The organism is Streptomyces sp. NPDC006643, assembly GCF_042870175.1.
Classification (GTDB): domain Bacteria; phylum Actinomycetota; class Actinomycetes; order Streptomycetales; family Streptomycetaceae; genus Streptomyces.
This window is the reverse complement of record NZ_JBIAHA010000028.1, coordinates 41,015-66,559: the sequence shown is the minus strand read 5'-3', so window position 1 is coordinate 66,559 and position 25,545 is coordinate 41,015. Positions and strand designations below refer to the sequence as shown.

General features: G+C 69.4%; 21 protein-coding genes and 1 riboswitch. Of the genes, 10 read left to right on the top strand and 11 right to left on the bottom strand.

The genetic code is table 11. From position 1 onward, the window contains the following. Positions 1 to 76 precede the first annotated feature (76 nt). Together ACFYNU_RS31800 and ACFYNU_RS31795 are read right to left on the bottom strand one after the other, a co-directional pair. Complete coding sequence (locus ACFYNU_RS31800; RefSeq protein ID WP_356586280.1) at positions 77 to 1,933, bottom strand: TerD family protein; 1,857 nt, start codon at positions 1,931 to 1,933, stop codon at positions 77 to 79. A gap of 481 nt (positions 1,934 to 2,414) precedes the next feature. Continuing rightward, positions 2,415 to 2,954, bottom strand: coding sequence for a GNAT family N-acetyltransferase (locus tag ACFYNU_RS31795; protein ID WP_356586282.1), 540 nt, complete (start codon positions 2,952 to 2,954; stop codon positions 2,415 to 2,417). A gap of 164 nt (positions 2,955 to 3,118) precedes the next feature. On the opposite strand from ACFYNU_RS31795, the gene ACFYNU_RS31790 reads away from it, so the two are divergent. After that, entirely contained in the window at positions 3,119 to 3,676 is a 558-nt protein-coding gene (locus ACFYNU_RS31790; RefSeq protein WP_356586284.1) for a dihydrofolate reductase family protein, read from the top strand. A gap of 95 nt (positions 3,677 to 3,771) precedes the next feature. Here the strand turns inward: ACFYNU_RS31790 and ACFYNU_RS31785 are convergent, their stop codons facing one another. The 3 genes from ACFYNU_RS31785 to ACFYNU_RS31775 form a co-directional block, all read right to left on the bottom strand. Beyond that, the gene (locus ACFYNU_RS31785; protein WP_356586286.1) at positions 3,772 to 4,791 is read right to left on the bottom strand and encodes a ribonucleotide-diphosphate reductase subunit beta; all 1,020 of its coding nucleotides are present in this window, start codon (positions 4,789 to 4,791) and stop codon (positions 3,772 to 3,774) included. Further along, positions 4,791 to 7,211, bottom strand: a complete 2,421-nt coding sequence (locus tag ACFYNU_RS31780; RefSeq protein WP_356586288.1) for a ribonucleoside-diphosphate reductase subunit alpha — start codon at positions 7,209 to 7,211, stop codon at positions 4,791 to 4,793. The genes ACFYNU_RS31785 and ACFYNU_RS31780 overlap by 1 nt, the downstream gene beginning before the upstream one ends. A 145-nt stretch (positions 7,212 to 7,356) precedes the next feature. Continuing rightward, positions 7,357 to 7,488: riboswitch (cobalamin riboswitch) on the bottom strand. Positions 7,489 to 7,565: 77 nt separating this feature from the next. Continuing rightward, positions 7,566 to 8,090: a GNAT family N-acetyltransferase gene (locus ACFYNU_RS31775; protein ID WP_356586290.1), complete on the bottom strand. Its 525-nt coding sequence runs from the start codon at positions 8,088 to 8,090 to the stop codon at positions 7,566 to 7,568. Between the two features lie 78 nt (positions 8,091 to 8,168). Here ACFYNU_RS31775 and ACFYNU_RS31770 point away from each other — a divergent pair, with 78 nt between their 5' ends. Beyond that, positions 8,169 to 8,753 carry a Uma2 family endonuclease gene (locus tag ACFYNU_RS31770; RefSeq protein ID WP_356586292.1) on the top strand — a complete coding sequence of 195 codons (585 nt, stop codon included), beginning with the start codon at positions 8,169 to 8,171 and terminating at the stop codon, positions 8,751 to 8,753. 64 nt (positions 8,754 to 8,817) lie between these two features. Here ACFYNU_RS31770 and ACFYNU_RS31765 read toward each other — a convergent pair whose 3' ends face one another. The 3 genes from ACFYNU_RS31765 to ACFYNU_RS31755 form a co-directional block, all read right to left on the bottom strand. After that, positions 8,818 to 9,024, bottom strand: a complete 207-nt coding sequence (locus ACFYNU_RS31765; RefSeq protein ID WP_356586294.1) for a YbdD/YjiX family protein — start codon at positions 9,022 to 9,024, stop codon at positions 8,818 to 8,820. Next, a complete protein-coding gene (locus ACFYNU_RS31760) occupies positions 9,021 to 11,222 on the bottom strand; it encodes a carbon starvation CstA family protein (protein WP_356586296.1) in 2,202 nt (733 codons plus the stop codon). Before ACFYNU_RS31760 ends, ACFYNU_RS31765 begins: the two co-directional genes overlap by 4 nt. A gap of 186 nt (positions 11,223 to 11,408) precedes the next feature. After that, the gene (locus ACFYNU_RS31755; protein WP_023538768.1) at positions 11,409 to 12,173 is read right to left on the bottom strand and encodes a GntR family transcriptional regulator; all 765 of its coding nucleotides are present in this window, start codon (positions 12,171 to 12,173) and stop codon (positions 11,409 to 11,411) included. 280 nt (positions 12,174 to 12,453) lie between these two features. On the opposite strand from ACFYNU_RS31755, the gene ACFYNU_RS31750 reads away from it, so the two are divergent. From ACFYNU_RS31750 to ACFYNU_RS31730, 5 genes are all read left to right on the top strand, one after another. After that, positions 12,454 to 13,755 carry a sugar ABC transporter substrate-binding protein gene (locus ACFYNU_RS31750; protein ID WP_356586298.1) on the top strand — a complete coding sequence of 434 codons (1,302 nt, stop codon included), beginning with the start codon at positions 12,454 to 12,456 and terminating at the stop codon, positions 13,753 to 13,755. 189 nt (positions 13,756 to 13,944) lie between these two features. After that, on the top strand, positions 13,945 to 14,964 hold the full coding sequence (locus ACFYNU_RS31745) for a sugar ABC transporter permease (RefSeq protein ID WP_356586300.1): 1,020 nt from the start codon (positions 13,945 to 13,947) through the stop codon (positions 14,962 to 14,964). Next, positions 14,961 to 15,863, top strand: a complete 903-nt coding sequence (locus ACFYNU_RS31740; RefSeq protein ID WP_356586302.1) for a carbohydrate ABC transporter permease — start codon at positions 14,961 to 14,963, stop codon at positions 15,861 to 15,863. The genes ACFYNU_RS31745 and ACFYNU_RS31740 overlap by 4 nt, the downstream gene beginning before the upstream one ends. A 6-nt stretch (positions 15,864 to 15,869) precedes the next feature. Then, positions 15,870 to 17,417 carry a glycoside hydrolase family 3 protein gene (locus tag ACFYNU_RS31735; protein ID WP_356586304.1) on the top strand — a complete coding sequence of 516 codons (1,548 nt, stop codon included), beginning with the start codon at positions 15,870 to 15,872 and terminating at the stop codon, positions 17,415 to 17,417. A gap of 332 nt (positions 17,418 to 17,749) precedes the next feature. Continuing rightward, complete coding sequence (locus ACFYNU_RS31730; RefSeq protein ID WP_356586306.1) at positions 17,750 to 19,306, top strand: trypsin-like serine protease; 1,557 nt, start codon at positions 17,750 to 17,752, stop codon at positions 19,304 to 19,306. 21 nt (positions 19,307 to 19,327) lie between these two features. On the opposite strand, the gene nagB is transcribed toward ACFYNU_RS31730, so the two are convergent. Next, a complete protein-coding gene (gene nagB, locus ACFYNU_RS31725) occupies positions 19,328 to 20,110 on the bottom strand; it encodes a glucosamine-6-phosphate deaminase (RefSeq protein ID WP_356586308.1) in 783 nt (260 codons plus the stop codon). Positions 20,111 to 20,290: 180 nt separating this feature from the next. On the opposite strand from nagB, the gene ACFYNU_RS31720 reads away from it, so the two are divergent. After that, positions 20,291 to 21,379, top strand: coding sequence for an SIS domain-containing protein (locus tag ACFYNU_RS31720; protein ID WP_356586310.1), 1,089 nt, complete (start codon positions 20,291 to 20,293; stop codon positions 21,377 to 21,379). A gap of 334 nt (positions 21,380 to 21,713) precedes the next feature. Continuing rightward, the gene (locus tag ACFYNU_RS31715; RefSeq protein ID WP_356586590.1) at positions 21,714 to 23,207 is read left to right on the top strand and encodes a histidine kinase N-terminal domain-containing protein; all 1,494 of its coding nucleotides are present in this window, start codon (positions 21,714 to 21,716) and stop codon (positions 23,205 to 23,207) included. Between the two features lie 210 nt (positions 23,208 to 23,417). Here ACFYNU_RS31715 and ACFYNU_RS31710 read toward each other — a convergent pair whose 3' ends face one another. Further along, positions 23,418 to 23,675 carry a WhiB family transcriptional regulator gene (locus tag ACFYNU_RS31710; protein WP_004937597.1) on the bottom strand — a complete coding sequence of 86 codons (258 nt, stop codon included), beginning with the start codon at positions 23,673 to 23,675 and terminating at the stop codon, positions 23,418 to 23,420. 317 nt (positions 23,676 to 23,992) lie between these two features. Further along, positions 23,993 to 24,961, bottom strand: coding sequence for a diacylglycerol kinase family protein (locus ACFYNU_RS31705; RefSeq protein WP_356586312.1), 969 nt, complete (start codon positions 24,959 to 24,961; stop codon positions 23,993 to 23,995). 102 nt (positions 24,962 to 25,063) lie between these two features. Between ACFYNU_RS31705 and ACFYNU_RS31700 the strand changes: the two genes are divergently transcribed. Beyond that, positions 25,064 to 25,492: a hypothetical protein gene (locus ACFYNU_RS31700; RefSeq protein WP_356586314.1), complete on the top strand. Its 429-nt coding sequence runs from the start codon at positions 25,064 to 25,066 to the stop codon at positions 25,490 to 25,492. Positions 25,493 to 25,545: the final 53 nt, after the last annotated feature.

Here is a 25,545-nt window from a genome sequence, read left to right as displayed (position 1 = left end):
CGGCCGGCTCAGCTGTCACGGGGCAGCTGAGCCGGTGGCGCCGTCGCAGGCACGCGATCACCGCCGGCCTCCCCGTTCAGTCGGCGATGCTGACTCCGTAACCGCGCGCGAGGGCGTCGAGGCCGTGGTCGTAGCCTTGGCCGACGGCGCGCAGACGCCAGACCGGTCCCCGGCGGTAGATCTCAGCGAGAAGCACCGTGCGCTCGGTTGTGGCGGCGTCCAGGGTGGCCCTGGCGATGGGCGATCCGCTACTGCCGGCAGCGGCCCCGATCTGGATCGCGCCGATCGTCCCGAAGGTGGCGGCGCCATCGATGGCCGCGGCGACGACGATCTTGCGGGTCGCGGGCGGCATGGACGCGAGGTCAAGGGCGATGGTCTGTTCCGCAGGGCCGCCGGTGAGGAGTCGCACGGTGCCGGCGGGGCTTTCCGGGGCGCCGTAGAAGACGAAGTCCTCATCGAAGGTGACCTGTTCGTCCTCGTCGAGAATGAAGGCGACCACATCGATCTCGCAGTTGGCCTGCGGAGCCCAGCCTGCGGTGACGTACCACTCGGGCGCGGGCGTGCCGTGCGGCATGGGAAGGTCGATGACGCCACCCCTCGGCATCACCTGCGGGTCCTGTGTCCGGGCCGTCATGATGCCCGGGGCGGCGGCTGTGGGCGCGGTCAGCCACTGTTCGTCGTGCACGGGGAGTTCAAGTGCTGTGATGCGGCTCATGCGACGGTCTCTCTCGCCGCCGGCGAGGAGGACGACGTCGGTGACGCTGACCGACAGATTGACTGCTGCGGACCCGCCCAACTCGACGACGCGGGTCCGGGCCGTGACGGCATCGGCGTGGACGCCGCCGAGAACCAGCACCCGGTGCCCTGACAGGGAGGCGCCCAAGGTGTCGACCACGCCTACCGGTTGGCGCGGTACGGGAACGGGAGCCGGAACGGATTCGGGTACGAGCTGCGCGAAGTGGGCTTGTGGTGTCGTGGGCGCCTTGACCGGAACCGCCACGGAGGCTGTCGCCTCATGTGCTGTCCCGGCCCGTACGTCGGCCAGCATCCGCAGAAAGGTGTGCTCGTCGATGACCGGCACGCCTTCGGATGCCGCGCGCCGCGCCTTCGCTGAATCGGACGCCTGGTTGGTGACCAGCGCGCTGGTGTGGCGGCTGACGGACGTCACCATGTTCAGCCCGGCGGCCACGGCCCGCCCGACCAACTCCGCCCGGGCGTGGGCGGTCTCACCGGTTATCGCGATCTTCATCCCCTGCCGAAGTGGCTCGCCGGGAGTCAGCCGACCCGGGTTCCGGTAGGCGCAAGGTGTCTTTGGCGGCTTCGGGGTGAACTGCGACTCCGCCCGGGGCGGGCAGGCCACCAGCGGCAGGGGCAGGTCGAGCCGCGCCGCCTCACGCAGCGACGCCCGCAGGATTCCGGCCAGCACGCGGGTGTCGTCCAGCGCGTCATGGGCCCGGGTCTGCGGCACGCCGTAGTGAGCGGCCAGCGTGCCCAGCTTCATGTCGTCCGTCGGCGGATCCACCTGCCGGTTGAGGGCCAGAGTGCAGAGCCGCCTGGACACCGGCAGCCACATGCGCGCACGGGCGAACTCATGGGCCAGGAAGTCGTAGTCGAACTGGGCGTTGTGGGCGACCAGCACCCGGTCCTGGAGTAAGGACCCGATCTGCCCGGCGACCTGATCGAAGGTCGGCGCGTCCCGCAGCCGCTCAGCGGTCAGACCGTGGACATGCACCGGACCCGGGTCGCATCCCGGGTTGAGCAGCGTCGAGAACTCTCCGGTCTGCTCGCCGTCCGGACCGATCGTCACCACCGCGACGGACAGCACTCGGTCCCGCCGCGCTACGAAGCCCGACGTCTCGACGTCGATCAAGGCCCAGTCGTGGGCGTAGTCACCCGTGGTGGGCAGGTTCAAGGAGGCGGAGGCGAGTCGCATGAGGGACAGGATGATCCGATATTTGCCCTCCTTCAACCCACATGCCGTTATGTCCTGTTGTGGATTCGCATTGGCATGCCGTGTCGATCAGCAGCGCGCCCCGGAGGGTCTGCAAGGCAACGACTTCAGCGAATGTCATCGAGGACTGCGACAAGGTTCTCCAGAGTCTGGAACCCGGCTTCGCAGCTCGTACTTGCCATAGCGCAGTCCGAAGGTGCTGACCTTCGCCGGGTTGGTAATCACGAGGCCCACGTCCTGGGACTCGATGTATCCGACCCGGCGGTGCTCCAGCGTCTCCAGAACCACCATGGATCCGTTGTGTCCAGGGTGAAAGCCGAGATCCGATGGAGGCCGCTGCTGCTTCTGGCGGCTGCTGGTTCCCATACGCCTCACGCCCCAACGTACCGATGTGCGAATGTAGTTCACCATCCAACGCGGGGCGTACGGCGCCGGTCACGCGTCGCGACCCGTGCAACTCCCCTCAGTACGCGTCGCCGCGCCGCTGCTCCCATGTCCGGAGCCGTACGCTTCGGTCGTCGCTCTCGCGGACGACCGGGGGCTCGTCCGTGAGGCGGAAACCCGTCTTGACCGCCACCGCCTCGCTCGCCGCGTTGGTGGGATCTATGCGGAGCACCGCCCGGTGGACCGACGGGGCGGTGAAGGCGTGGGGGAGCAGCAGGCGGACCGCTCGGGAGGCCAGGCCCCGGCGGCGGTACGGGGCGCCGATGCCGTAGGCGAGTTCGACCTGGGAGCCGTCCTCCGCCGCCGTGAACAGCAGCACCTCGCCCAAGGGAGTGTGTCCGTCCGTCGTGATGGCGAGTTGGAGCGCCTGGCCCGTTGCCCGGCGTTCGTGGGCGCGGAGCAGATACGCGCGTGCCGCGGCCTCGTCGAACGGTGAGGAGAGCGGTGTCCAGCGGTCCATCTCGGGCTCGTCGAAGAGCGCCGAGAGGGCGGGGATGTCCGCCTCGGTCCATTCGCGCAGGTGGAGGCCATCGCCGGTGGGGAGGGGAGAGTGGAACATGTGCTCATCCTGCCCGTGCCGCGTGCCCGGGGTGACTCGTCCGGCGTCCGAACCGTTGACGGAACCGGTCCGTCCGTCGAGCGATGAGTTCCGGGGCGTACGGAGGTCAGAGTCCCCAGGACCGGCCGGCAGCCCGGCGTGGTCGTACTCGAAGGAGACGCGGCATGGGAAAGCTCATCTACTCGATGATCACCTCGCTCGACGGCTACGCCGAGGCGGAGGAGGGCGATCTCGGTACCGGGGCCGACGATCCGGAGGTGCATACCTTCATCAACGACCTCTTCCGTCCCGTCGGGACGTACCTCTACGGCCGGCGGATGTACGAGACGATGGTGTATTGGGAGACCGCGCACACCGAGCCCGACCAGCCGCCGCACATTCTTCAGTACGGCCGCGACTGGCAGGCCGCGGAGAAGGTCGTGTACTCCACGACGCTCAAGTCGGTGTCCAGCGCGAGGACCAGGATCGAGCGGACCTTCGACCCGGACGCGGTGCGCAGGCTGAAGGCCGAGGCCGAGCACGATCTCACCGTCGACGGACCGAACCTCGCGGCCCAGGCGATCGCGGCCGGTCTGGTGGACGAGTACCACCTGTTCGTCACCACGAGCGTGGTCGGCGGCGGCAAGCGGTTCTTCCCCGACGGCGTGCGTCTCGATCTTGAGCTGGTCGAGCAGCGCGCCTTCGACAGCGGACTGATCTACGCGCGCTACCGGACCCGCTGACCCGCACCGGCTGACCCGCACCCGCCGGTCTCGCCCGCCGGTCTCATCTGCCCGCCCCCGAGCCGGGGCAGATGAGACCGAGCGCGGGCGGCGGCCTAGAAGTCGTCGTCGAAGCCGACCGTGCCCTCCACCGCCACCTGGTACGCGGACGGGCGGCGCTCGAAGAAGTTCGTCAGTTCCTGGACGCCTTGCAGCTCCATGAAGGAGAACGGGTTCTCGGAGCCGTACACCGGCGCGAAGCCCAGGCGCTGGAGGCGCTGGTCCGCGACGCATTGCAGATACTCGCGCATCGACTCCGTGTTCATGCCCGGCAGACCGTCGCCGCACAGGTCGCGGCCGAACTGGAGCTCCGCCTCGACCGCCTCCTTCAGCATGTCGGTGACCTGCTGCTGAAGCGCGTCGTCGAAGAGTTCCGGCTCCTCCTTACGGACGGTGTCCACGACCTCGAACGCGAAGTTCATGTGCATCGTCTCGTCGCGGAACACCCAGTTGGTGCCCGTGGCGAGCCCGTGGAGCAGCCCGCGCGAGCGGAACCAGTAGACGTACGCGAACGCTCCGTAGAAGAACAGGCCCTCGATGCAGGCCGCGAAGCAGATCAGGTTCAGCAGGAAGCGGCGGCGGTCCGCCGCCGACTCCAGGCGGTCGATCGTCTCGACCGAGTCCATCCACTTGAAGCAGAACTGCGCCTTCTCGCGGATCGACGGGATCTCCTCGACCGCGTCGAACGCCGCCGCCCGGTCCGCCGGGTCCGGCAGGTAGGTGTCGAGCAGCGTCAGATAGAACTGGACGTGCACGGCCTCCTCGAAGAGCTGGCGGGAGAGATAGAGCCGCGCCTCGGGGGAGTTGATGTGCTTGTAGAGCGTCAGCACCAGATTGTTCGACACGATCGAGTCGCCCGTCGCGAAGAACGCGACCAGCCGGCCGATCATGTGCTGCTCACCGGGGGTGAGCTTGGCCAGGTCCGTGACGTCGGAGTGGAGGTCGACCTCCTCCACCGTCCAGGTGTTCTTGATCGCGTCCCGGTAGCGCTCGTAGAAGTCCGGGTAGCGCATGGGGCGCAGGGTCAGTTCGAAGCCCGGGTCGAGCAGGTTCTTCTCAGCGGCAGGGGTGGTCATTACTGGCAGGCCTCGCAGGACTCGGGGTTTTCCAGGGAGCAGGCGATGGCGTCGGCGTCCGGCGCCATCGGAAGCGGTACGGCGGGGGTCGCCGACTTCGCCGCGCGGGCGATCCGGGTCGCCGGGCGCGAGCGCAGGTAGTACGTGGTCTTGAGCCCCTTCTTCCAGGCGTACGCGTACATCGAGCTGAGCTTCCCGATGGTCGGCGTCTCCAGGAACAGGTTCAGCGACTGGCTCTGGTCGAGGAACGGCGTACGCGCCGCCGCCATGTCGATCAGGCCGCGCTGCGGGATCTCCCACGCCGTGCGGTACAGCTCACGCACGTCGGCCGGGACCCAACTGAAGCCCGCCACCGAGCCGTTGGACTCGCGCAGCGCCTCGCGGGACTGCGCGTCCCAGACGCCGAGGCGCTTCAGCTCCGCCACCAGATAGGCGTTGACCTGAAGGAACTCGCCCGACAGCGTCTCGCGCTTGAAGAGGTTCGAGACCTGCGGCTCGATGCACTCGTACACCCCGGCGATCGACGCGATGGTGGCCGTCGGCGCGATGGCGAGCAGCAGCGAGTTGCGCATACCGGTCTTCGCGACGCGCGCCCGCAACGCGTCCCAGCGCTCGGGCCAGTTGAGCGCCACGTCGTAGTGGTCGGGGTGCAGCACGCCACGCGCGGCACGCGTCCGCTCCCAGGCCGGCAGCGGGCCCTCGCGCTCGGCGAGGTCGCAGGACGCCTCGTACGCCGCGAGCATGATCCGCTCGGCGATACGGGTGGAGAGCGCGGCGGCCTCGGCGGAGTCGAACGGCAGCCGCTTCTTGAAGAAGACGTCCTGGAGACCCATCACACCCAGGCCCACGGGGCGCCATTTGGCGTTGGAGCGGCCCGCCTGCTCGGTCGGGTAGAAGTTGATGTCCACGACCCGGTCGAGGAAGGTCACGGCGGTGCGGACGCTCTCGTCCAGCCGCTCCCAGTCCAGTTCGAAGCCCTCGCCCTCACCGCTCTCCGTCACGAACGCGCCGATGTTGACCGAGCCGAGGTTGCAGACGGCCGTCTCGCCGTCGTCCGTGACCTCCAGGATCTCGGTGCACAGGTTCGAGGAGTGCACGACGGTGCCGGGCTCGGCGGTCTGGTTCGCCGTACGGTTCGACGCGTCCTTGAAGGTCATCCAGCCGTTGCCGGTCTGCGCGAGGGTGCGCATCATCCGGCCGTACAGCTCGCGCGCCGGGATGGTCCGGCGGGCCTTGCCCGCCGCCTCGGCCGCGCGGTAGGCGGCGTCGAAGTCGTCGCCCCACAGGTCGACCAGTTCGGGCACGTCGGAGGGGGAGAAGAGCGACCAGTCGCCGTCCGCGTCGACCCGGCGCATGAACTCGTCGGGGATCCAGTGCGCGAGGTTCAGATTGTGCGTACGGCGGGCCTCCTCACCGGTGTTGTCGCGCAGCTCCAGGAACTCCTCGATGTCCGCGTGCCACGTCTCCAGATAGACGCAGGCCGCGCCCTTGCGCCGGCCGCCCTGGTTGACGGCGGCGACGGAGGAGTCGAGCGTGCGCAGGAACGGCACGATGCCGTTGGAGTGCCCGTTCGTGCCACGGATCAGCGAACCGCGGGCGCGGATACGGGAGTACGAGAGGCCGATGCCGCCCGCGTGCTTCGACAGGCGGGCCACCTGGTGGTAGCGGTCGTAGATCGAGTCCAGCTCGTCCAGCGGGGAGTCCAGCAGATAGCAGGACGACATCTGGGGGTGCCGGGTGCCGGAGTTGAAGAGCGTGGGGGAGGAGGGGAGGTAGTCGAGGCGGCTCATCAGGCCGTACAGCGCGGCGACTTCGTCCACGGCGGCCGGGGAGTCGTCCTTGGCCAGCCCGGACGCCACACGCAGCATGAAGTACTGCGGCGTCTCGATGACATCGCGGGTGATCGGGTGCCGGAGCAGATAGCGGCTGAAGAGCGTACGTAGACCGAAGTAGCCGAAGCGGTCGTCGGCGGCGGGGTCGATCAGCGCGTCGAGCCGGGCGGCGTGGCGGGTGACGAACGCGGCCGTACGGTCGGCGATCAGGCCCTCCGTGTGACCGACGGCGACCGAGGAGGAGAACGAGACGGCGCCCTGGCCGGCGGCCTCGTCCGCGATCGTACGGGTGAGGAGGCGGGCGGCGAGCCGGGAGTACGCGGGGTCCTCGGAGATGAGCCCGGCGGCGGCCTCGGTGGCGAGCCCGCGCAACTCGGCCTCGTCCGACGCGGCGTTACGGCCCCGGAGCGCGGCGGCGGCGACCTTGCCGGGGTCGGTGTCGGGGAGGTCGGCGGTGAGGTCCGTGAGGAGCCGCAGAAGGCCCGTCCCGGGCCCGTCGGCCGTACCGGCCGGTCCGGCGGCCGGTACGGCCGTCTCCCGTACCCGCTCGGAGATCGCTGAAGCCGGATCGGCTGGCGCGATGGTCACGTGGTGCTCTCCCTCGCTCGGCTCTGGGCCAGGGGGAGGGCACGGCAGCGCACGCCCGCGTACGCCGACCCGGAACCGGGCGGCGCGCGGTGCGGCGTCCACCGGCCCAACCTCGGGGCCCGGACGTCTCGGCACCCGGATCGGTCGAACCGGATGCGTCGTCGGCAGGTACTCGGACTCGCGGGCGCGCAAAGCGCACCACGGCACACCGTTGCGGGACAGTTCCGGATTTCCACCGGATTCTCCTGCGGCGACAACAGAGTTGAGCATACATGTGGGGCTCGTTGGGAGCGGCACCCCCCACATGTTGTGTCGAGCGTGTTTCGGCTTGCCCGGGATCGACCCCGAAACGCCTTAGATCTCCAGGCTGTAGGTGAGCAGGGACAGCCCCGGGATGGGCGACCAGTCGCGCTCCGGCGTACGTACGAAGCCCAGGCGCTCGTAGATCCGGTGCGCGCCGAGCATCGCCTTCTGGGTGGACAGCCGCACCCGCAGGCACCCCTCGGTGGCCCGCGCACGGTCCACACACGCCCGCACCAGCGCCCCGCCGACTCCGCGCCCCCGGGCGGCCGGCGCGACGGCCAGCATGCGGAACTCGGCCTCGCCGTCCCCGGCCACCTCGGCCCACGCGGACCCGGCGACGACGTAGGCCACCCCACCGAGCACGGTCCCGTCCGCGTCGGCGGCCACCAGCACCTCGGCCCCTTCGGCCCGCGCCGCGACGTCGCGCAGGGTCTCCAGATAGGGATCGTCGGCCCCGAAGTCCAGCAGCCCGTCGTCCAGATAGGCGCGCGCGGTTATCTCCCCGAGCGCCGCGTACTCGGCGGCCTCGGCCGCCCTGATGATGAAGCCGGCCTCCGGCTGTGTTCTCTGATCCATCCTTGAAGTGTGCGACACGGTACGGCGGTGCCTTGTCACAGGTCGCAGATATCGTTGGGTGCAGAGCGAGGAGGGTCCATGGCCGTGACCACTGACCGGAACCATCTGGAGACCAGCGTCTTCGACGAGCTGACCCTGATAGTGGCCCGCACGGATGAGCGCGTGCGCATGGAACTTATCGACGGGAAGCTCAGGAGCAAGGTAGTGCCGGACGGGGATCACGGGCGCATCATCGAGTGGCTGCTTCGCATCTGCATGCAGTCGCGGCCAGAGCTGTTTCTCTACCCGGATCAAGGGCTGAAGGTGCAGGCCCACCGCAGTGGCCGCGCTCGGCCGGACGGCTCTCTCGCTCCCAGCGGCGCCTTTGTCGGTCAAGGAGAGTACCCCGACCCCGACCCTGTCCTGATGGCCGTCGAGGTCACCTCCTACGACTCCGACACCGACGCCCGCGATCGCACGGAGAAGCCCCGCGCCTACGCCGAGACCGGCATCCCCGTCTATCTGCTGATCGACCGGGACTCCTGCGAGGTGACCGTCTACAGCGAGCCGGACGGTGTGCGGTACGAGAGCGCCCGCACCGTGCCGTTCGGCAAAACCGTCAACCTGCCCGACCCCGTGGGTATCACGCTGGAGACCGAGCAGCTCAAGGACTGGGTGCACTGACACCCGCTTCCGCACGCCGAAGGCCGCCGCGCCCCCCTCGGGACACGGCGGCCCTCTCGTCCGCTCAGCAGCAGCGGAACCCTTCCCTCGGGTCCGCCTCCCGCGCGTCCATACGGCTCCGTTCGAACGCGCGGCGGGTCATCGGCTCCGCCGTCGGGTCGCAGGCGCGGGTGTGGGCCACGTAGTGGTCGTACGCCGACTCGCCCGTCAACTCCCGTACGTACCAACGGATCCGGCCCACCGCGTGCCGCACCTTCGCCCCGGACGTCATGACGAACCCGGCCCCGGCGATGCCCCGGTGGACGCCGCCGCCAGTTCCGCCTTCTCCTCCTTCGTCGGGATCAGGCCCGCCGGCGCGACCAGTTCCGACTTCACGTACGGCGTCTCCGACAGCTTCACGTTCTCGGGGTGGCGGATCGCGTTGTAGCAGACCCGGCCCGCGTCGGCGATGACCACGAGGATCAGGATCGCGAAGACCGCCGAAAGGACGCCGTCCACCGTCGAGTTGGTGACGACCGTGTGCATGTCGTCCATCGTCTTCGCCGGCGGGATCACCTCGCCCTTGTCGATGCCCGCCTGGTAGACGTCGCGCTGGGTGAAGAAGCCGACCCTCGGGTCGTCGGAGAAGATCTTCTGCCAGCTCGCGGTGAGCGTGACCGCCGCGTCCCAGGCGAGCGGAACTCCCGTCACCCACGCCCATTTCAGCCGCCCGGACTTCACCAGCAGCGTCGTGCACACGGCGAGCGCCACCGCCGCCAGGAGCTGGTTCGCGATGCCGAACAGCGGGAAGAGCTGGTTGATGCCGCCCAGCGGGTCGTGCACGCCGACCCAGAGGAAGTAGCCCCACGCGCCGACGACCACGGCGCTGGCGAACCAGACGCCCGGCTTCCAGCTGACCTGGCGCATCGGCTTGTACACGTTGCCGAGCATGTCCTGGAGCATGAAGCGCCCGACGCGCGTTCCCGCGTCCACCGTCGTCAGGATGAACAGCGCCTCGAACATGATCGCGAAGTGGTACCAGAACGCCTTCATCCCCGTGCCGCCGATGACGGACGAGAAGATGTCGGACATGCCGAGCGCGAAGGTCGGCGCGCCACCCGTACGGGACAGCAGGCTCGACTCCTCGACGTCCTTCGCCGCCTGGGCGAGCTGGTCCGGCGAGATGGTGAAGCCGAGGTTCGCGACCGCCTGCGAGGCGGACTCGACCGTGCCGCCGATGACTCCGGCGGGGGAGTTGACCGCGAAGTACAGACCCGGGTCGATGATGCACGCCGTGATCATCGCCATGATGGCGACGAACGACTCGGTGAGCATCGCGCCGTACCCGATCATCCGGATCTGCGTCTCCTTCTGCACCATCTTCGGCGTGGTGCCCGAGGAGACCAGTGAGTGGAAACCGGACAGCGCGCCGCACGCGATGGTGATGAAGACGAACGGGAACATCGAACCGGCGAAGACCGGACCGTCACCACGGCTCGCGAACTCCGTGACGGCGTCCATCTTCATCGTCGGCATCGCGACGACCACACCGATCGCCAGCAGCGCGATGGTGCCGACCTTCATGAAGGTCGACAGATAGTCACGCGGCGCCAGCAGCATCCAGACCGGCAGTACGGAGGCGAGGAAGCCGTAGATGATCATCCAGATGACCAGCGTGCCGGCCTCCAGCGTGAACGTGTCGGCCAGCGAGGACTCGGCGACCCAGCCGCCGGCCACGATCGCGAGCAGCAGCAGCGCCACACCGATGAGCGAGACCTCGCTGACCTTGCCCGGCCGCAGGACGCGTAGATACACGCCCATGAAGAGCGCGATCGGGATGGTCATCGCGATGGAGAAGACACCCCACGGCGAGTCGGCCAGCGCGTTGACGATGACCAGCGCCAGCACCGCCAGCAGGATGATCATGATCAGGAAGACCGCGATGAGCGCGGCGGCGCCGCCGAACGGGCCTATCTCGTCACGGGCGATCTGGCCGAGCGAACGGCCGTCGCGACGCGTCGAGAAGAAGAGCGTGACCATGTCCTGCACAGCGCCGGCGAAGATGACGCCCGCGACGATCCAGATGGTGCCCGGCAGATAGCCCATCTGGGCGGCCAGCACCGGCCCGACGAGCGGTCCCGCGCCCGCGACGGCCGCGAAGTGGTGGCCGAAGAGCACACGCCGGTCGGTGGGGTGGAAGTCGACACCGTTGTCGAGGCGTTCGGCGGGCGTGGCCCGCGTCTTGTCGACCTTCAGCACCCGCCGCGCGATGAAGCGCGCGTAGAAGCGATAGGCGATCGCGTACGAACCGAGTGCCGCCGCGAGCATCCAGGCGGCGGAGATCTCCTCACCGCGCGACAGCGCGAGGACGCCCCAGCCGACCGCGCCCACCAGGGCGACGAGCGCCCAGATCGCGATCGATCTGGGCGTCAGACGCCCGGACGATCCCTCTGTGTCCTGCGTGGACCTTGCTGGTGCCGGCTCTGGCATGGCGAGTCGTCCCCTCACTGGTCACCTGCTGAAACTCGCAGGAAATCTAAGGGAACGTCTCGGCATGCGTCACCCCCCGTCCGCATATCGGTACGGCAACGGTGTGCGTGCCGTACTCCCGCGTCGGGTCCTGAACATGCCCTGTGGCGTGGGGTTTTGTCGGTGTGGGCCCTCGACGGGGCCGGCTCAGTCGGTCGGCCTGCGCAGCCGCGCCACGAACTTGTACCGGTCGCCCCGGTACACCGACCGCACCCACTCCACCGGCTCGCCGGCGGTGTCGATCGAGTGCCGCGACAGCATCAGCATCGGCAGGCCAACGTCGGTGCCCAGCAGCCCCGCCTCGCGCGGCGTCGCCAGCGACGTCTCGATGGTCTCCTCGGCCTCCGCCAGATGCACGCCGTACACCTCGGCCAACGCCGTGTAGAGGGACGTGTACTTGACGAGCGAACGGCGCAGCGCGGGGAAGCGTTTGGCCGAAAGGTGGGTGGTCTCGATCGCCATCGGCTCGCCGCTCGCCAGCCGCAGCCGCTCGATGCGCAGCACGCGCCCGCCCGTGGTGATGTCGAGCAGCCCGGCGAGCGTGTCGTCGGCGGTGACGTACCCGATGTCGAGCAGTTGCGAGGTCGGCTCCAGGCCCTGCGCGCGCATGTCCTCGGTGTACGAGGTGAGCTGGAGCGCCTGCGAGACCTTGGGCTTGGCCACGAACGTGCCCTTGCCCTGGATGCGTTCCAGCCGGCCCTCGACGACCAGCTCCTGGAGCGCCTGGCGCACGGTGGTGCGCGAGGTGTCGAATTCGGCCGCCAGGGTGCGCTCCGGCGGTACGGGCGTGCCCGGCGGCAGCGTCTCCGTCATGTCGAGCAAGTGACGCTTCAGCCGGTAGTACTTGGGTACGCGTGCGGTACGGGTGGCTGCCCCGTTCTCGGTCTCGCTGCCGCCCCCGTCCGTGGCCATGGTCTGCCTTCCCGACTCCTGCGCTGCTGCCGTCACCGGCTCCTCCGTCTGTTGCGGCTCACATGGTGGCACGGTCCGGTCGCGGGTCGTCTCCCCGATCCAGGTGTCGGTCCGATAACGGACACGACAGCCCTCTTATACACCCTTGACACCCCTAAAGGTCTAGGCCAAGCTCCCCGTACTGGTCTAAACCATTAAAGACCAGGTCCCAGCCCCGGTGGTACTCGTCGTAAGTCTTCGCGGTGGGGAGGGGGTTGCAGGAATCCCTGAGGAGGGTGGCGTGAAGCGCAAGCTCATCGCGGCGATCGGCGTCGCGGGCATGATGTTCTCGGTCGCGGCGTGCGGATCCGACGACAGCAATTCTGCGAAGGACCCGAAGGACCGCAAGGACACAGTCACCGTCTGGCTGATGGTGGACGCGCAGAGCACCTGGCCGGAACTGGTCAAGGACGTCAACGCGCAGTTCAAGGAGAAGTACCCGAACGTCAAGGTCAATGTCCAGTACCAGCAGTGGGCGGACAAGGCCAAGAAGCTCGACACCGCCCTCGGTGGCGACAAGTTCCCGGATGTCGTCGAGCTCGGCAACACCGAGACGATGCAGTACATCCTCAACGGCGCGGTCGCCGAGGTCGATCCCAAGAAGTACGACAACTCGGACACCTGGATCCAGGGCCTGAAGGACACCTGCACCTTCGAGGGCAAGCAGTACTGCGTGCCGTACTACGCCGGTGCGCGCGTGGCGATCTACAACACGGACATGCTCAAGAAGGGCGCCGGCCTCGACACGCTGCCGGAGACCGAGGACGAGATGCTCGCGGCGATGGACAAGGTCGCGGCGGAGCAGGGCAAGAAGGACAAGCGCTTCTCCAGCCTCTACCTGCCGGGCCGTTACTGGTACGCCGCGATGTCCTACGTCGCCGCGTACGGCGGCAAGATCGCCGAGTACGACGACGGCGCGAAGGAGTGGAAGGGCTCGCTCTCCTCGCCCGAGGCGCAGAAGGGCATCCAGCACTTCATCGACCTCGTCAAGAAGTACAACAAGGCGGACCTGACGAAGGACGAGCAGGACCACGCCAATGTGATGGCCAACGAGAAGGCGGCCCTCATCTACGGCAACGGCTGGGAGTCGGGCTCCGTCATCGACGGGAAGAACAACGGCAACCCGAAGCTTGAGGGCAAGATCCTCACCGCCGGAATGCCCGGCCCGAACGGCAAGGCGCTGCCCTCCTTCATCGGCGGCTCCGACCTGGCCATCACGAGCAAGTCCAAGGTCCAGGACCTGGCCGAGGACTGGGTCTCGATGTTCACCAGCGAGAAGTCCATGGAGGTGCTGGCGAGCAAGAACATCCTCCCGAACAACGAGAAGCAGCTGGAGCCGCTGAAGGCGAAGCCGGAGACGGCCGCGATCGCCAACGCGGTGCCCGACGCGTGGTTCACGCCGATCGCGCCCGGCTGGACCTCCATCGAGAAGGAGGAGGTCCTGAAGAACATGCTGCTGTCGATCCTCAAGGGTGACTCCGTGGCCGACGCCACCAAGGCGGCCGACGCGAAGATCAACGAACTGATCAACGAAGAGTCCTGACCCCGGGCCCCGGCCCTGCGGGTCTTGACCCCAGGGCCACGGGCCGTCAAGTCCAGGGCCTCCGGCGCCCCCGCCCCCGGAGGCCCTTCGGCGGGGCGGCGGGGGCGGGGGTCCGGTCGCCACCGGGCCCCCGCTCCCGCCCTTCAGGGCGCGGATTCGGTGCAGAGAATGAAACGGAAGGTCAGTCACGTGACTGCTGCCGACACGCAGGAGGCCGCCGGACCCCCGGCGCCCCCGGTACCGCGTGACCCGAAAGGGACAGACGGCCGGCCGGGCCCGGAGAAGGGGACGGCCAACCCCCTCGGGAAGAGACGCCGCAAGAAGGGCGAACTCCTTCCGTTCCTCCTGATCCTTCCGGCGATCCTCGCCATCGCCGCCGTCTACGCGTTCCCGCTCACCAAGACCGTGATCATGTCCTTCCAGGACATGGGCCGGCGGGAGCTGTGGACGGGGGAGTCGCCGCCCTGGGTCGGCTTCGAGCAGTTCACCAACATCCTCGGTGACAGCGAGTTCTGGTACGTCACCGGCCGCACCGTCCTGTTCATGGTCGTCTGCGTCGTCCTCACCATGGCCATCGGTCTGCTGGTCGCCATGATGATGACCCGGCTGTCCACCTGGGTACGGCTGACCCTGACCGCGGCGCTGATCGCCGCCTGGTCGATGCCCCTGATGGTCGCCGCCTCGATCTTCCGCTGGCTGTCGGACTCCGACTACGGCCTGCTGAACACCCTGATAGCCAAGGTCGTCGGCGAGGACTTCCTCGGCCACAACTGGTTCCTCGACCCCTGGCAGGGCTTCGCGATCATCACGCTGCTGGTCGTCTGGGGCGCCATCCCGTTCGTCGTGATCACGCTGTACGCGGCCCTCACCCAGGTCCCCCGGGAACTGGAGGAGGCGGCGGCCCTCGACGGCGCCAACGTGCGCGGTATCTTCCGCTTCGTGACCTGGCCCGTCATCCGCCCGGTCTTCGTCATGGTCACCACGCTCTCGGTGATCTGGGACTTCAACGTGTTCGGCCAGATCTGGCTGCTGCGCGGCAACAAGCCCGAACCGGAGTACGAGACCCTCGGCCTCTACTCCTTCTCCAAAGCCTTCGAGTCCACCTCCTTCAGCCAGGGCACCGCGATCGCGCTGATCACCGTCCTGCTGCTCTCCGGCGTGGCCGTGTTCTACCTGCGTCAGCTGATGAAGACAGGAGAGGTCGAATGAGCACCTCAACCTCCACCGCGCCCGCGCCCGTTCCGCCCCCGCCGCCGGCCGTCGCCGGTCAGAAGCTGCGACCGGACCGCAAGAAGAGCCGCGGCCTCTACGACGTGCTGGGCCTTCTCTTCGCCGTCGTCATGGCGTTCCCGGTGTACTGGCTGGTCATCAGCGCCCTGCGGCCCAACCACGAGATCCGCTCCTACGACCAGACGCTGTGGCCGTCGTCGCTCACCTTCGACAACTTCGCCCGCGCGGTCGACCAGCCGAACTTCGGCACCGCCGTCCAGTCCAGCCTGATCGTCTCGGTCACCGCCGTCGTCGGCGGCATGATCATCGCGACGCTCGCCGCGCTCGCCATCGGCCGGTTCAGATTCTTCGGCCGCCGCGCGCTGCTGATGGTGCTGATCCTCGTACAGATGCTGCCGCCGACGGCGATGCTCATCCCGATCTACGCGCAGCTGAACGCGATCGGCGGCCTGGACGAGTACTGGGGCCTGATCATCGTCTACCTGGTGTCGACCCTGCCGTTCGCGATCATCATGATCCGCGGCTTCGTCGTGAACATCCCGGTGGAGCTGGAGGAGTCGGCCATGGTCGACGGCTGTACGCGGATGGGCGCCTTCCGGCGGGTGATCTTCCCGCTGCTGGCCCCGGGCCTCGCGGCGGCGTCGATCTTCGCGCTGGTCAACGCGTGGAACGAGTACCTCTTCGCGTACATCCTGATCAACGACAACTCCAAGTACACGCTCAACGTGTGGCTGATGACCTTCACCACCGAGCGCGGCACCGACTACGGGGCGCTGATGGCGTCCTCGACCCTGATCGCGCTGCCCGTGGTGGTGTTCTTCATGATCATTCAGAAGAAGATGGCGACCGGTCTGACCTCCGGCGCAGTAAAGGGATAGCGCTGTATGACCACTCTCACTCACCGCTCCGACACGCTGACCCGCGACGCCCTCGCCGTCCTCCAGCCCGGCTTCCACGGCACCACGGCGCCGGACTGGCTGCTGCGGCGCATCGGTGAAGGTCTCACCTCCGTCGGCCTCTTCGGCCGCAACATCCACACGCCCGCCCAACTGGCCGCGCTCACCGCGCAGCTGAGGGCCGAGCGGGACGACATCCTCGTCGCCATCGACGAGGAGGGCGGCGACGTCACCCGCCTCGAAGTACGCGAAGGCTCGTCCTTCCCGGGCAACTACGCGCTCGGCTCCGTCGACGACGTGGAGCTGACCCGGGCCGTCGCGCGCGAGCTGGGCAGCCGGCTCGCCGCGTGCGGCGTGAACCTCAACTGGGCGCCGTCCGCCGACGTCAACTCCGACGTCGACAACCCCGTCATCGGGGTGCGCTCCTTCGGCGCCGACCCGGCGCTCGTCGCCCGGCACACGGCCGCCTATGTGGAAGGACTCCAGTCCGCCGGGGTGGCCGCCTGCACCAAGCACTTCCCCGGCCACGGCGACACGGCCGTCGACTCGCACCACGCGCTGCCCCGCATCGCCGTGGACGTCGACACGCTCCACGCCCGTGAGCTGGCCCCCTTCCGGTCGGCGATCACCGCGGGTTCCAAATCGGTGATGAGCGCGCATATCCTGCTTTCCGCACTCGACCCGGACCGCCCCGCGACGCTCAGCCCGCGGATCCTCACGGGTCTGCTCCGTACGGAGCTGGGCTTCGACGGCCTGATCGTCACCGACGGCATCGAGATGCAGGCCATCGCGTCGACGTACGGCATCGAGCGCGGCTCCGTCCTCGCGATAGCCGCCGGCGTCGACGCGATCTGTGTCGGCGGCGGCCTGGCCGACGAGGGGACCGTCCTGCGGCTGCGCGACGCGTTGGTCGACGCGGTACGGGAAGGCGAACTGCCCGAGGAGCGGCTGGCCGACGCGGCGGCGCGGGTACGCGCCCTCGCCGACTGGGCGCGCGGGGTGAGGGGTGCTTCGGGGCCGGGCGCGGCCGTACAGGAGGGGACCGCGCCCGGCGCCGGCACCTCCGCCGCCGGCGGACGGGGCGTCGGCGGACCGGACGTCGGCCTGATCGCGGCCCGCCGCGCCGTGCGGGTGACCGGCCCGGTCGAACCTCTTCAGGAGGCGCCGTACGTCGCCTCCTTCGCGCCCGTCGCGAACATCGCCGTCGGCGACGAGACCCCCTGGGGCGTCGCCGCCGAACTCGCGGCGCTGCTGCCGGGCACCGAGGCCGACACCTACGGCAGCGGGAACGAGGCGGCCGAGGTGCTGGCCGCCGCCGGGGAGCGCAGGATCGTCGCCGTCGTACGTGACACGCACCGGCACCCGTGGATGGCGGCCGTCCTGGACGGCATTCTCGCGGCCCGTCCGGACACGGTCGTCGTGGAGATGGGTGTCAACCACGCCCAGCCCGTGGGAAGCCCGCACATCGCCACCTACGGCGCCGCGCCCGTCTGCGGCCGGGCGGCGGCGGAGGTCCTCACGGGCCGGGGCGCCTGAGCGTCACGGACGACCCCGACCGAACGCGACGCCGTACGGGCTCCGCAGCCGCGGAGCCCGTACGGCGTTTCCCGTTTCGTGGGGACGCCGGGGTCGGTTGGGACGGGTGGGGACGCGTCCAGGTCATGAGCTTCCGCCGGTCCCGGGCGCGTTGATACGCGACCGAGAGGTTGCCGCGCCCCGCCCGATACGCGGGAGAGACCCTCCGGAGGCCCGCCGGGCCCAGGATCCATCGAGCCCGGGATCCATGCCCGACGGGACGGCCGACCGCCGTCCCGGGCACCAGCCCGCCGGAGCGATGGCCCCGGCGGCAGACGCGAGGGGAACCACTCATGCACACGTTGACAGGCGGAAGGGCAGCCGCCGTCGCCCTGACGGCGGGAATCGCGCTGGCCGCGGCCCTTCTGCCCGCCCTGCCGGCGCGGGCCGTCGTGGGCGGCACCGAATCCACCCGCGCCTACTCGTTCATGGGCTCCTTCCAGCCGTCCTATCCCGCCCCGCCGCGACCGGACAAGCACGGCTGCGGGGTGGAGGTCCTAGCGCCGCAGTGGGTCCTGACCGCCAGCCACTGCGCCGGCCGGAACCCGACCAACGCCAAGTCGGGTGTACCGCGTGGCTGGAAAGTGCGGGTCGGGTCACTGAACACCGCGTCCGGGGGCGAGGTCGCCGAGGTCGACCACTACTACCGGCTGGCGACCAGTCGCGACGAGGGGGGATTCTGGGGCCGCGACCTCGCGTTGCTGCACCTGCGGACCCCGGTTCGGGCCAAGCCGGTGCGGATCGCCTCGACCACGCCGCCGGACAACACGCCCGTCCGCATCATGGGCTGGGGCATGACCTGCGACGACTTCGGCGACGTGGCGTGTTTCCCGACGCGGCTGCGGGAGGCCGACACCGTGGTGCAGCCGATCGCGACGTGTCCGTCGGGCGGGCCCGGTGAGTTGTGCGTCGGCAGCGCCGACGGCAGTGTCACCGCGTCCAACATGGATTCCGGCGGGCCCGCGCTCGTCCGCGAGGGTGACCGGTGGGCGGTGGCCGGTGTGGTCAGCGGCCCCGACGAGAGCGGCAAGACGCTGTACACCGATGTCACCGAACACGCCGACTGGATCAACGGCATCATCTCGGGCACCGATGTGCCGCCCGATGATCCGATCCCGAACGTGGAAGGTTCGGTGGATCTGAACGGCTGCGTCGGCTCAGTGGTCCGGACCCCCGACTCCCGGCCGCGGGACCCGGCGCTGTTGCTGACCAACGGCCACTGCGTGCAAGGGCAGTGGCCCGCACCCGGAACCGCGCTCGTCGACCGGCCGGCCGACCGCGAGGTGCCCGTCGCCGACCGCCAGGGCTATCCCCGCACCACCGCCCGTACGAAACGGCTGGTGTACGCGACGATCACCGGCACCGACATCGCGCTCTACCGCCTGGACAAGACCTACGCGCGGTTGAAGGCGGACGGCGCGAAGGTCTTCCGGCTCACCACCACTCCCGTACGCGCGGGCGACCCGTTGACCGTGGCGTCCAGCGGCGTCCGCCACGACTGCGCCGCCGAGGCCGTGGTGCCCCATCTGCGGGAGGGCGGCTACCAACTGGACAACTCCATCCGCTACGCGACGAGCGAGGACTGCACTCCCTGGCACGGCGACTCCGGCTCGGCGCTGCTGGGCCCGGACGGCTCCACGATCGTGGGAATCCACAACACCCACAACGACGACGGTCGGCAATGCACCGACAACAACCCCTGTGAGGTGGGCGCGGACGGGGAAGTGACCTCCACCAAGGGCCGGACCTACGGCCAGCAGGTCCATATGATCGCGGCCTGCCTGGCCGAGGGATCCGCACTGGACCTGTCCCGCGAGGGCTGCACCCTCAGGGCCCCCTCCGGCACCTAGGGCGCGTCCGCCGGGCAGGGCCTAGATGCCCTGCCAGTCCGGCTTGGAGGCGTAGGTGGCGCGGAAGTAGTCCGCGAGCTTCAGCTTGGACGCGGCGGCCTCGTCGACTACCACCGTCGCGTGCGGGTGCAGTTGCAGCGCCGACGCCGGTACGACGGCGGCCACCGGTCCCTCCACGGTCTGCGCCACCGCCTCCGCCTTGCCCTCGCCCGTGGCCAGCAGCACCAGGTGCCGGGCCTCCAGGATCGTGCCGATGCCCTGGGTGATGACGTGGTGCGGGACCTCGTCCAGGCTGTCGAAGAAGCGGGCGTTGTCCTCCCGGGTCTGCCGCGTCAGCGTCTTGATGCGGGTGCGCGAGGCCAGCGACGAGCACGGCTCGTTGAAGCCGATGTGCCCGTCGGTGCCGATGCCCAGCAGTTGGAGGTCCACCCCGCCGGCCTGGGTGAGGGCCAGGTCGTACGCCTCGCACGCCGCCTGTACGTCCTCGGCGGCGCCGTCCGGTCCCATGAACGCGTCCTCGGTGAGCCCGAGCGGCTCCACCACCTCGCGCAGGACCACCGAGCGGTACGACTCCGGGTGTCCGGCCGGCAGGCCGACGTACTCGTCGAGCTGCGCGATCCGGGCGCCCGAGGCGTCCAGCGCGCCGGCCCGGACCTTGGCGGTCAGCGCCTGGTAGATGGGCAGCGGGGTGGATCCCGTGGCCACCCCGAGCAGCGCGTCGTGCTTGCGGCGCAGCAGGTTGGCGATGGTCTCCGCTATGAGTTCGCCGCCCGCCTCGGCGTCCTGGACGATGACAACTTCCACGCTGCGCCTGCCGATCTGGTAAAGGGTCCGCTGAGTATTGTGGTATAGACCAATCTAGCAGAGTGTCCGGCCGTGTTGGGGCCCTCTCCGCTGGCGGGGGAACACGTTCCCGTGGTCGACTTGTGCGGGCCCCGTGGGCGCCGTCCCCCGGTCGTCCTCAGTCAAGTGGAGGCACCCGGAATGTCCCCGACGCACCCTTCCCAGGAGGCCGCCCGGCCGGCGCGGATCGATCCGCCGGGCCGGATGATGGCCGCCGAGATGGCCGAGCAGCCCGCGATGCTGCGCCGCATCCTCAAGGAGGGCGCGCCGCGCGTCCGTGCGGTGGCCGCCGCCGTCGCCGCCCGTGCCCCGCGCTTCGTCCTGCTCACCGCGCGCGGCACCTCCGACCACGCCGCGCTGTACGCCAAGTACCTGCTGGAGATCCGCCGGGGGATGCCCTGCGGGCTGTCCTCCATGTCCACGACGACGGCCTTCGGCGCGCGGCCCGACCTCCGGGACGTGCTGGTGATCACCGTCAGCCAGTCCGGCGGCTCACCCGACCTGGTGGCGTCCACCCGCGCCGCGCGCGAGGCGGGCGCGATCACCCTCGCCGTCACCAACAACCCCGACTCGTCCCTGGCCGCCGTCTCCGAGTTCCACATCGACATCCTCGCGGGCCCCGAGAAGGCCCTCCCGGCGACGAAGACGTACACGGCGTCCCTGCTGTCGCTCTACCTCTTCGCCGAGGGCCTGGGTGGCGGCGACGGGCCCGCCGCGAACGTCCTGCCGGACCTCGCGGACCGGATCCTGTCCCGCGGCGACGAGGTGGCCACCCTCGCCTCCCGCTACCGCTTCGCCGAACGGATGGTCATCACCTCGCGCGGCTACGGCTACCCGACGGCCAAGGAGGCGGCCCTCAAACTGATGGAGACGAGCTACATCCCGGCTCTCGCCTACTCCGGCGCGGACCTGCTGCACGGGCCGCTCGCCATGGTCGACAACATCTCGCCGGTCATCGCCGTGGTCACCGACGGCAGGGGCGGCGAAGCGCTCCGGCCGGTCCTGGAGCGGCTGCGCGGCCGGGGCGCGGACCTGTGCGTCGTCGGGCCGGCGGCCGAGGTCGCCGCCGCGTCGGCGGGGTTCGCGCTTCCTACGGAGGGCGTCGCCGAGGAGGTCCAGCCCCTCCTGGAGATCCTGCCGCTCCAGCGGCTGGCGTACGAGATCACCCTGGCCCGCGGCCAGGACCCGGACGTCCCGCGGGCGCTGGCCAAGGTCACCGAGACCCACTGACCGCGCCGACGCCCGGCCTCGCTCGTGGCCGCCCCGGAACACCCACGGGCCGCGGCGCCAGGACGGGACCCTCAGCCCGTCCGGCACCGCAGCCCGGAGTTGCTACGGCCACGAAGGCCGTGGATGAGGTATCGACGCAGTCAGGGCAGAGAGCGCCGGTTACCCCGTTCCACCCTCCTGTGCGGGGAGGGCGGAAGCTTTACTTCAGCATTGTGGACTAGACCATTCATATCTGTCCATGGATCCGGGAGGGCATTTTCCGGCCCCCTCCTCCCACCACGTCGCACGGACCCTCCCGGTTCACCCCACGGGTACGCTCGCCTCTGTGCCCTCCATGAACGACCTCGTCCACCAGCACACGGCCCTGACCGAGTCCGACCTCGAATGGCTCCATCTGCTGGTCTCGGAGTGGCAGCTGCTCTCCGACCTGTCCTTCGCGGACCTCGTCCTGTGGGTCCCGACCCGCGACGGCGCCCGCTATGTCTCCGTGGCCCAGATGCGGCCCAACACCGGCCCCACGTCCTACCAGGACGACATGGTCGGCCATCTCGTACCCCGGGGCCGCCGGCCGCTCCTGGACGCCGCGCTCGACGAGGGGCGGATCGTGCGCGAGGGCGACCCGGAGTGGCGCGAGGAGGTCCCGGTGCGGGTCGAGTCGATCCCCGTACGCCGCGAGGGCCGCGTCCTCGGCGTCATCGCCCGCAACACCAACCTGCTCACCGTCCGCACCCCCAGCCGGCTGGAGCTGACCTATCTCCAGTCCGCCTCCGACCTCGCGCAGATGATCGCCGCCGGATCGTTTCCCTTCCCCGGCCAGCAGGTCGACATGGACGCCTCACCACGCGTCGGCGACGGTCTGATCAGGCTCGACGTCGACGGCGTCGTCCAGTACGCCAGCCCCAACGCCCTGTCCGCGTATCACCGGCTGGGACTGGCGTCCGACCTGGTGGGACATCACCTCGGTCAGACGACCGACGAACTCGCCCCGGTGCGCGGCCCGGTGGACGAGGCCCTGGTCAAACTGGCCAGCGGATACGCCCCGCGCGAGACCGAGGTGGAGAGCGCCGGCGGTGTCATCCAGCTGCGCGCCATCCCGCTCAAGCCCAAGGGCACCCGGGTCGGTTCGCTGATCCTGCTCCGTGACGTCACCGAACTGCGGCGACGTGAGCGTGAGTTGATAACGAAGGACGCCACGATCCGGGAGATCCACCACCGGGTGAAGAACAACCTCCAGACGGTGGCCGCGCTGCTCAGGCTCCAGGCCCGCCGGATGGACTCGGAGCAGGGCCGCGAGGCGCTCAACGAGGCGGTGCGCAGGGTCGGTTCCATCGCCATCGTCCATGAGACGCTCTCCCAGAATCTGGACGAACGCGTCGAGTTCGACGAGATCGCCGACCGGGTGCTCGCGATGGTGTCGGAGATCTCGCCCGGCAAGACGGTACGCCGGACGGGCCGGTTCGGGATTCTGGACGCTGAGGTCGCCACGCCGCTCTCGATGGTCCTCACCGAGATCCTTCAGAACGCGCTGGAGCACGCGTTCGGTACGGGGGAGCGCGGCACGGTCGAGGTGCACGCCGTCCGCAGCGGCGGGAACGGGCCCAAACGCCCCGGCGACGTGGGCCGTTCGGACGCCCGGCTGCTCATCACCGTCCAGGACGACGGCCGCGGACTGCCCGAGGGCTTCGACCCGCGCCGGGCCGGAAATCTGGGTCTTCAGATCGTACGGACGCTGGTGGAGGGGGAGTTGGGCGGCGGGTTCGACATGCTCCCCGGTCAGGAGCGGGGCACCCGTGTGATCCTCGACATCCCGGTGGAACCGCACAAGTGACCGACGGCTGAAGGCCGTTCAGGGCGACGAGTGCCGTTCGCGGCGACGAGTACCGTGCACAGCGACGAGCCCCGGACCGTGGTGACGGTCCGGGGCTCGGCCTGGAGCTCTGTGACGTTGCGCATCGGGGGGTACTGCGCGCTGCGGTTCGGGGGCGGGGTTATGCGTACACGCTGTACGCGCCGCCGTGCTCAAGCTGGGTGCGGTGTCTCAGGCGGTCGCGTTACGCGCCCGGTTGCGAGCGGCACGGCGCTTCATCGCGCGGCGCTCGTCCTCGCTGAGGCCACCCCAGACACCCGAGTCCTGGCCGGACTCAAGTGCCCACTGCAAGCACTGCTCCATGACGGGGCAGCGACGGCAGACGGCCTTGGCTTCCTCGATCTGCAGCAGCGCAGGACCGGTGTTGCCGATGGGGAAGAAGAGCTCGGGGTCTTCCTCGCGGCAAACGGCGTTGTGACGCCAGTCCATGGCTGCTACCTCTCTTGGTGTTACGTGCTGATTGCTTGTGAATGTGAACGCTTTCACGAATCCCCGGACAAGGGAAGGGCCGACGCCCAGACGAACTGGGGTGGTCCTGGCTTGAGGAGGGGGTTCTGGTGCTCAGTGGAGGCCGGTGTTGCGGGCCGTCCCGAGCGCCATGTAGAGATTCGCAAACCTCGGCGGCGGATACAACCCCTTCCGGAAAGTTTTTTTTGATTCCTCGGTGTCGACTCGGTCACAGCCGTACTTCCATGGGGTGGATGCCAGCCTAAACGTTCGAGTGAAAGGACTTTCCCCACTTCCACTCACACAATCACACGCAGTGCACGGCGTACGCCTGTGAACGTCACGCTCGTTCGCAGTCCCAGGTGGTCGCCATCCATCTGGAAGGGCAGTGGGACCTTCGATTGCAAGGTGAAGTCCGTCAGGTCATGAAGGGAAACCGCATGCCTGCCGTGCGGGCCCCGATCGGGGGTCGAATTGAGCAGCTGCGTCGCATAACGCGCCACCGCGGGAGTCGACAACTTGCTCAGTCCGAGCACATCCAGGGCGGTGTCGAACGACGCGCCCGGAGACGCGTACAGCGGACGATTGCCCAGGTAGGAGTACGGGGCGGTGTTGCAGACTATCGACAGCACAAGATCCGTCACCGGCTTCTCGCCGGGCCGGTCGAGGGTGATCATGCCGCGCCGGCGATGGGGTTCGTCGAGGAACTGCCGTACGACCTGGCGGACATAGAGCGCGTGCGTCGAACGCTTACCGCGCTCCCGCTGTTGTTCGACCCGGCCGACCACTCCCGCGTCGAATCCCAATCCCGCGCAGAAAGTGAACCAGCGCGCGGGAACTGATTCGTCGTCGGTTCCCGGAGTCCCGGCCGCCAGTCCCAGACCGACAGTGCGTTCGCTCCGGTTACTCAGCGCGTCCAAAATGGCGCCGGTCGCCTCCACGGCGTCATTCGGCAGCCCCAGCGCCCGGGCGAAGACATTCGTCGAACCGCCCGGCACGACCGCGAGTCTCGGCAGCCGGTCGGGGTCCGGGCCGCCGTGCAGAAGGCCGTTGACGACCTCGTTGACCGTGCCGTCGCCGCCGAGGGCGACCACCAGCTCCACGTCGTCGGAGTCCGCCGCCCGCCGCCCCAGATCGCGGGCGTGCCCCCGGTACTCGGTCGTCACCGCCTCCAGCTTCATCTCGCTGGCCAGCGCGTGGATGAGTACGTCACGTGTGCGGGCACTGGTGGTGGTTGCTGCCGGGTTGACCACAAGGAGTGCGCGCATACGGACGACATTACCGGCCATGGGCGCCCGCCCGGCGCCCGGGCGGACCGCGCGCCTCCGGGGCCCGGCCGGTCACCGGACGGGGGCCGCTACCCTGCTGGGGTGAGCAGCAGCGACCAGAACACCCCCGACCCGAGCCCCCGTCCCGGCCGGCTGACCGCGTCGGCCGCCTGCGCCGGGCTCGAAGCCCTCGCGCTCGTCGCCGGCGGCGGATATCTGCTCGTGATGGGTCTGCTCGGGCGGCCCGACGACCCTCAGCAGTCCGTGACGGGCGGTCTCACCCTCGTCGCGCTCGGCCTCATCCCGCTGCTCGCCGCCCGTGGCCTGCTGCTGCGGCGCGGCTGGAGCCGGGGCCCGGCGGTCGCCACCCAGATCATGGCGCTGCCGGTCGCCTGGACGCTGCTGAACTCCAGCGGCGCGCTGATCCCGGCCGGGATCGCGCTCGCGGTGATCGCGGTGACGGCGCTGGTCCTGCTGATCAATCCGGCGACCACGAAGGCGCTCGGCATCGGCCGCCCGGACACGCCCTAGGTGCCGGCCACCCTTCATACGCCGGAGGGGCCGCACGCGGCAGCGTGCGGCCC

Bases quoted from the DNA above. Each gene is read 5' to 3' on its own strand.
- ACFYNU_RS31800 (WP_356586280.1), bottom strand. From the start codon at position 1,933: ATGCGACTCGCCTCCGCCTCCTTGAACCTGCCCACCACGGGTGACTAC.
- ACFYNU_RS31795 (WP_356586282.1), bottom strand. From the start codon at position 2,954: ATGTTCCACTCTCCCCTCCCCACCGGCGATGGCCTCCACCTGCGCGAA.
- ACFYNU_RS31790 (WP_356586284.1), top strand. From the start codon at position 3,119: ATGGGAAAGCTCATCTACTCGATGATCACCTCGCTCGACGGCTACGCC.
- ACFYNU_RS31785 (WP_356586286.1), bottom strand. From the start codon at position 4,791: ATGACCACCCCTGCCGCTGAGAAGAACCTGCTCGACCCGGGCTTCGAA.
- ACFYNU_RS31775 (WP_356586290.1), bottom strand. From the start codon at position 8,090: ATGGATCAGAGAACACAGCCGGAGGCCGGCTTCATCATCAGGGCGGCC.
- ACFYNU_RS31770 (WP_356586292.1), top strand. From the start codon at position 8,169: ATGGCCGTGACCACTGACCGGAACCATCTGGAGACCAGCGTCTTCGAC.
- ACFYNU_RS31765 (WP_356586294.1), bottom strand. From the start codon at position 9,024: ATGACGTCCGGGGCGAAGGTGCGGCACGCGGTGGGCCGGATCCGTTGG.
- ACFYNU_RS31760 (WP_356586296.1), bottom strand. From the start codon at position 11,222: ATGCCAGAGCCGGCACCAGCAAGGTCCACGCAGGACACAGAGGGATCG.
- ACFYNU_RS31755 (WP_023538768.1), bottom strand. From the start codon at position 12,173: ATGGCCACGGACGGGGGCGGCAGCGAGACCGAGAACGGGGCAGCCACC.
- ACFYNU_RS31740 (WP_356586302.1), top strand. From the start codon at position 14,961: ATGAGCACCTCAACCTCCACCGCGCCCGCGCCCGTTCCGCCCCCGCCG.
- ACFYNU_RS31735 (WP_356586304.1), top strand. From the start codon at position 15,870: ATGACCACTCTCACTCACCGCTCCGACACGCTGACCCGCGACGCCCTC.
- ACFYNU_RS31730 (WP_356586306.1), top strand. From the start codon at position 17,750: ATGCACACGTTGACAGGCGGAAGGGCAGCCGCCGTCGCCCTGACGGCG.
- ACFYNU_RS31720 (WP_356586310.1), top strand. From the start codon at position 20,291: ATGTCCCCGACGCACCCTTCCCAGGAGGCCGCCCGGCCGGCGCGGATC.
- ACFYNU_RS31715 (WP_356586590.1), top strand. From the start codon at position 21,714: ATGAACGACCTCGTCCACCAGCACACGGCCCTGACCGAGTCCGACCTC.
- ACFYNU_RS31710 (WP_004937597.1), bottom strand. From the start codon at position 23,675: ATGGACTGGCGTCACAACGCCGTTTGCCGCGAGGAAGACCCCGAGCTC.
- ACFYNU_RS31705 (WP_356586312.1), bottom strand. From the start codon at position 24,961: ATGCGCGCACTCCTTGTGGTCAACCCGGCAGCAACCACCACCAGTGCC.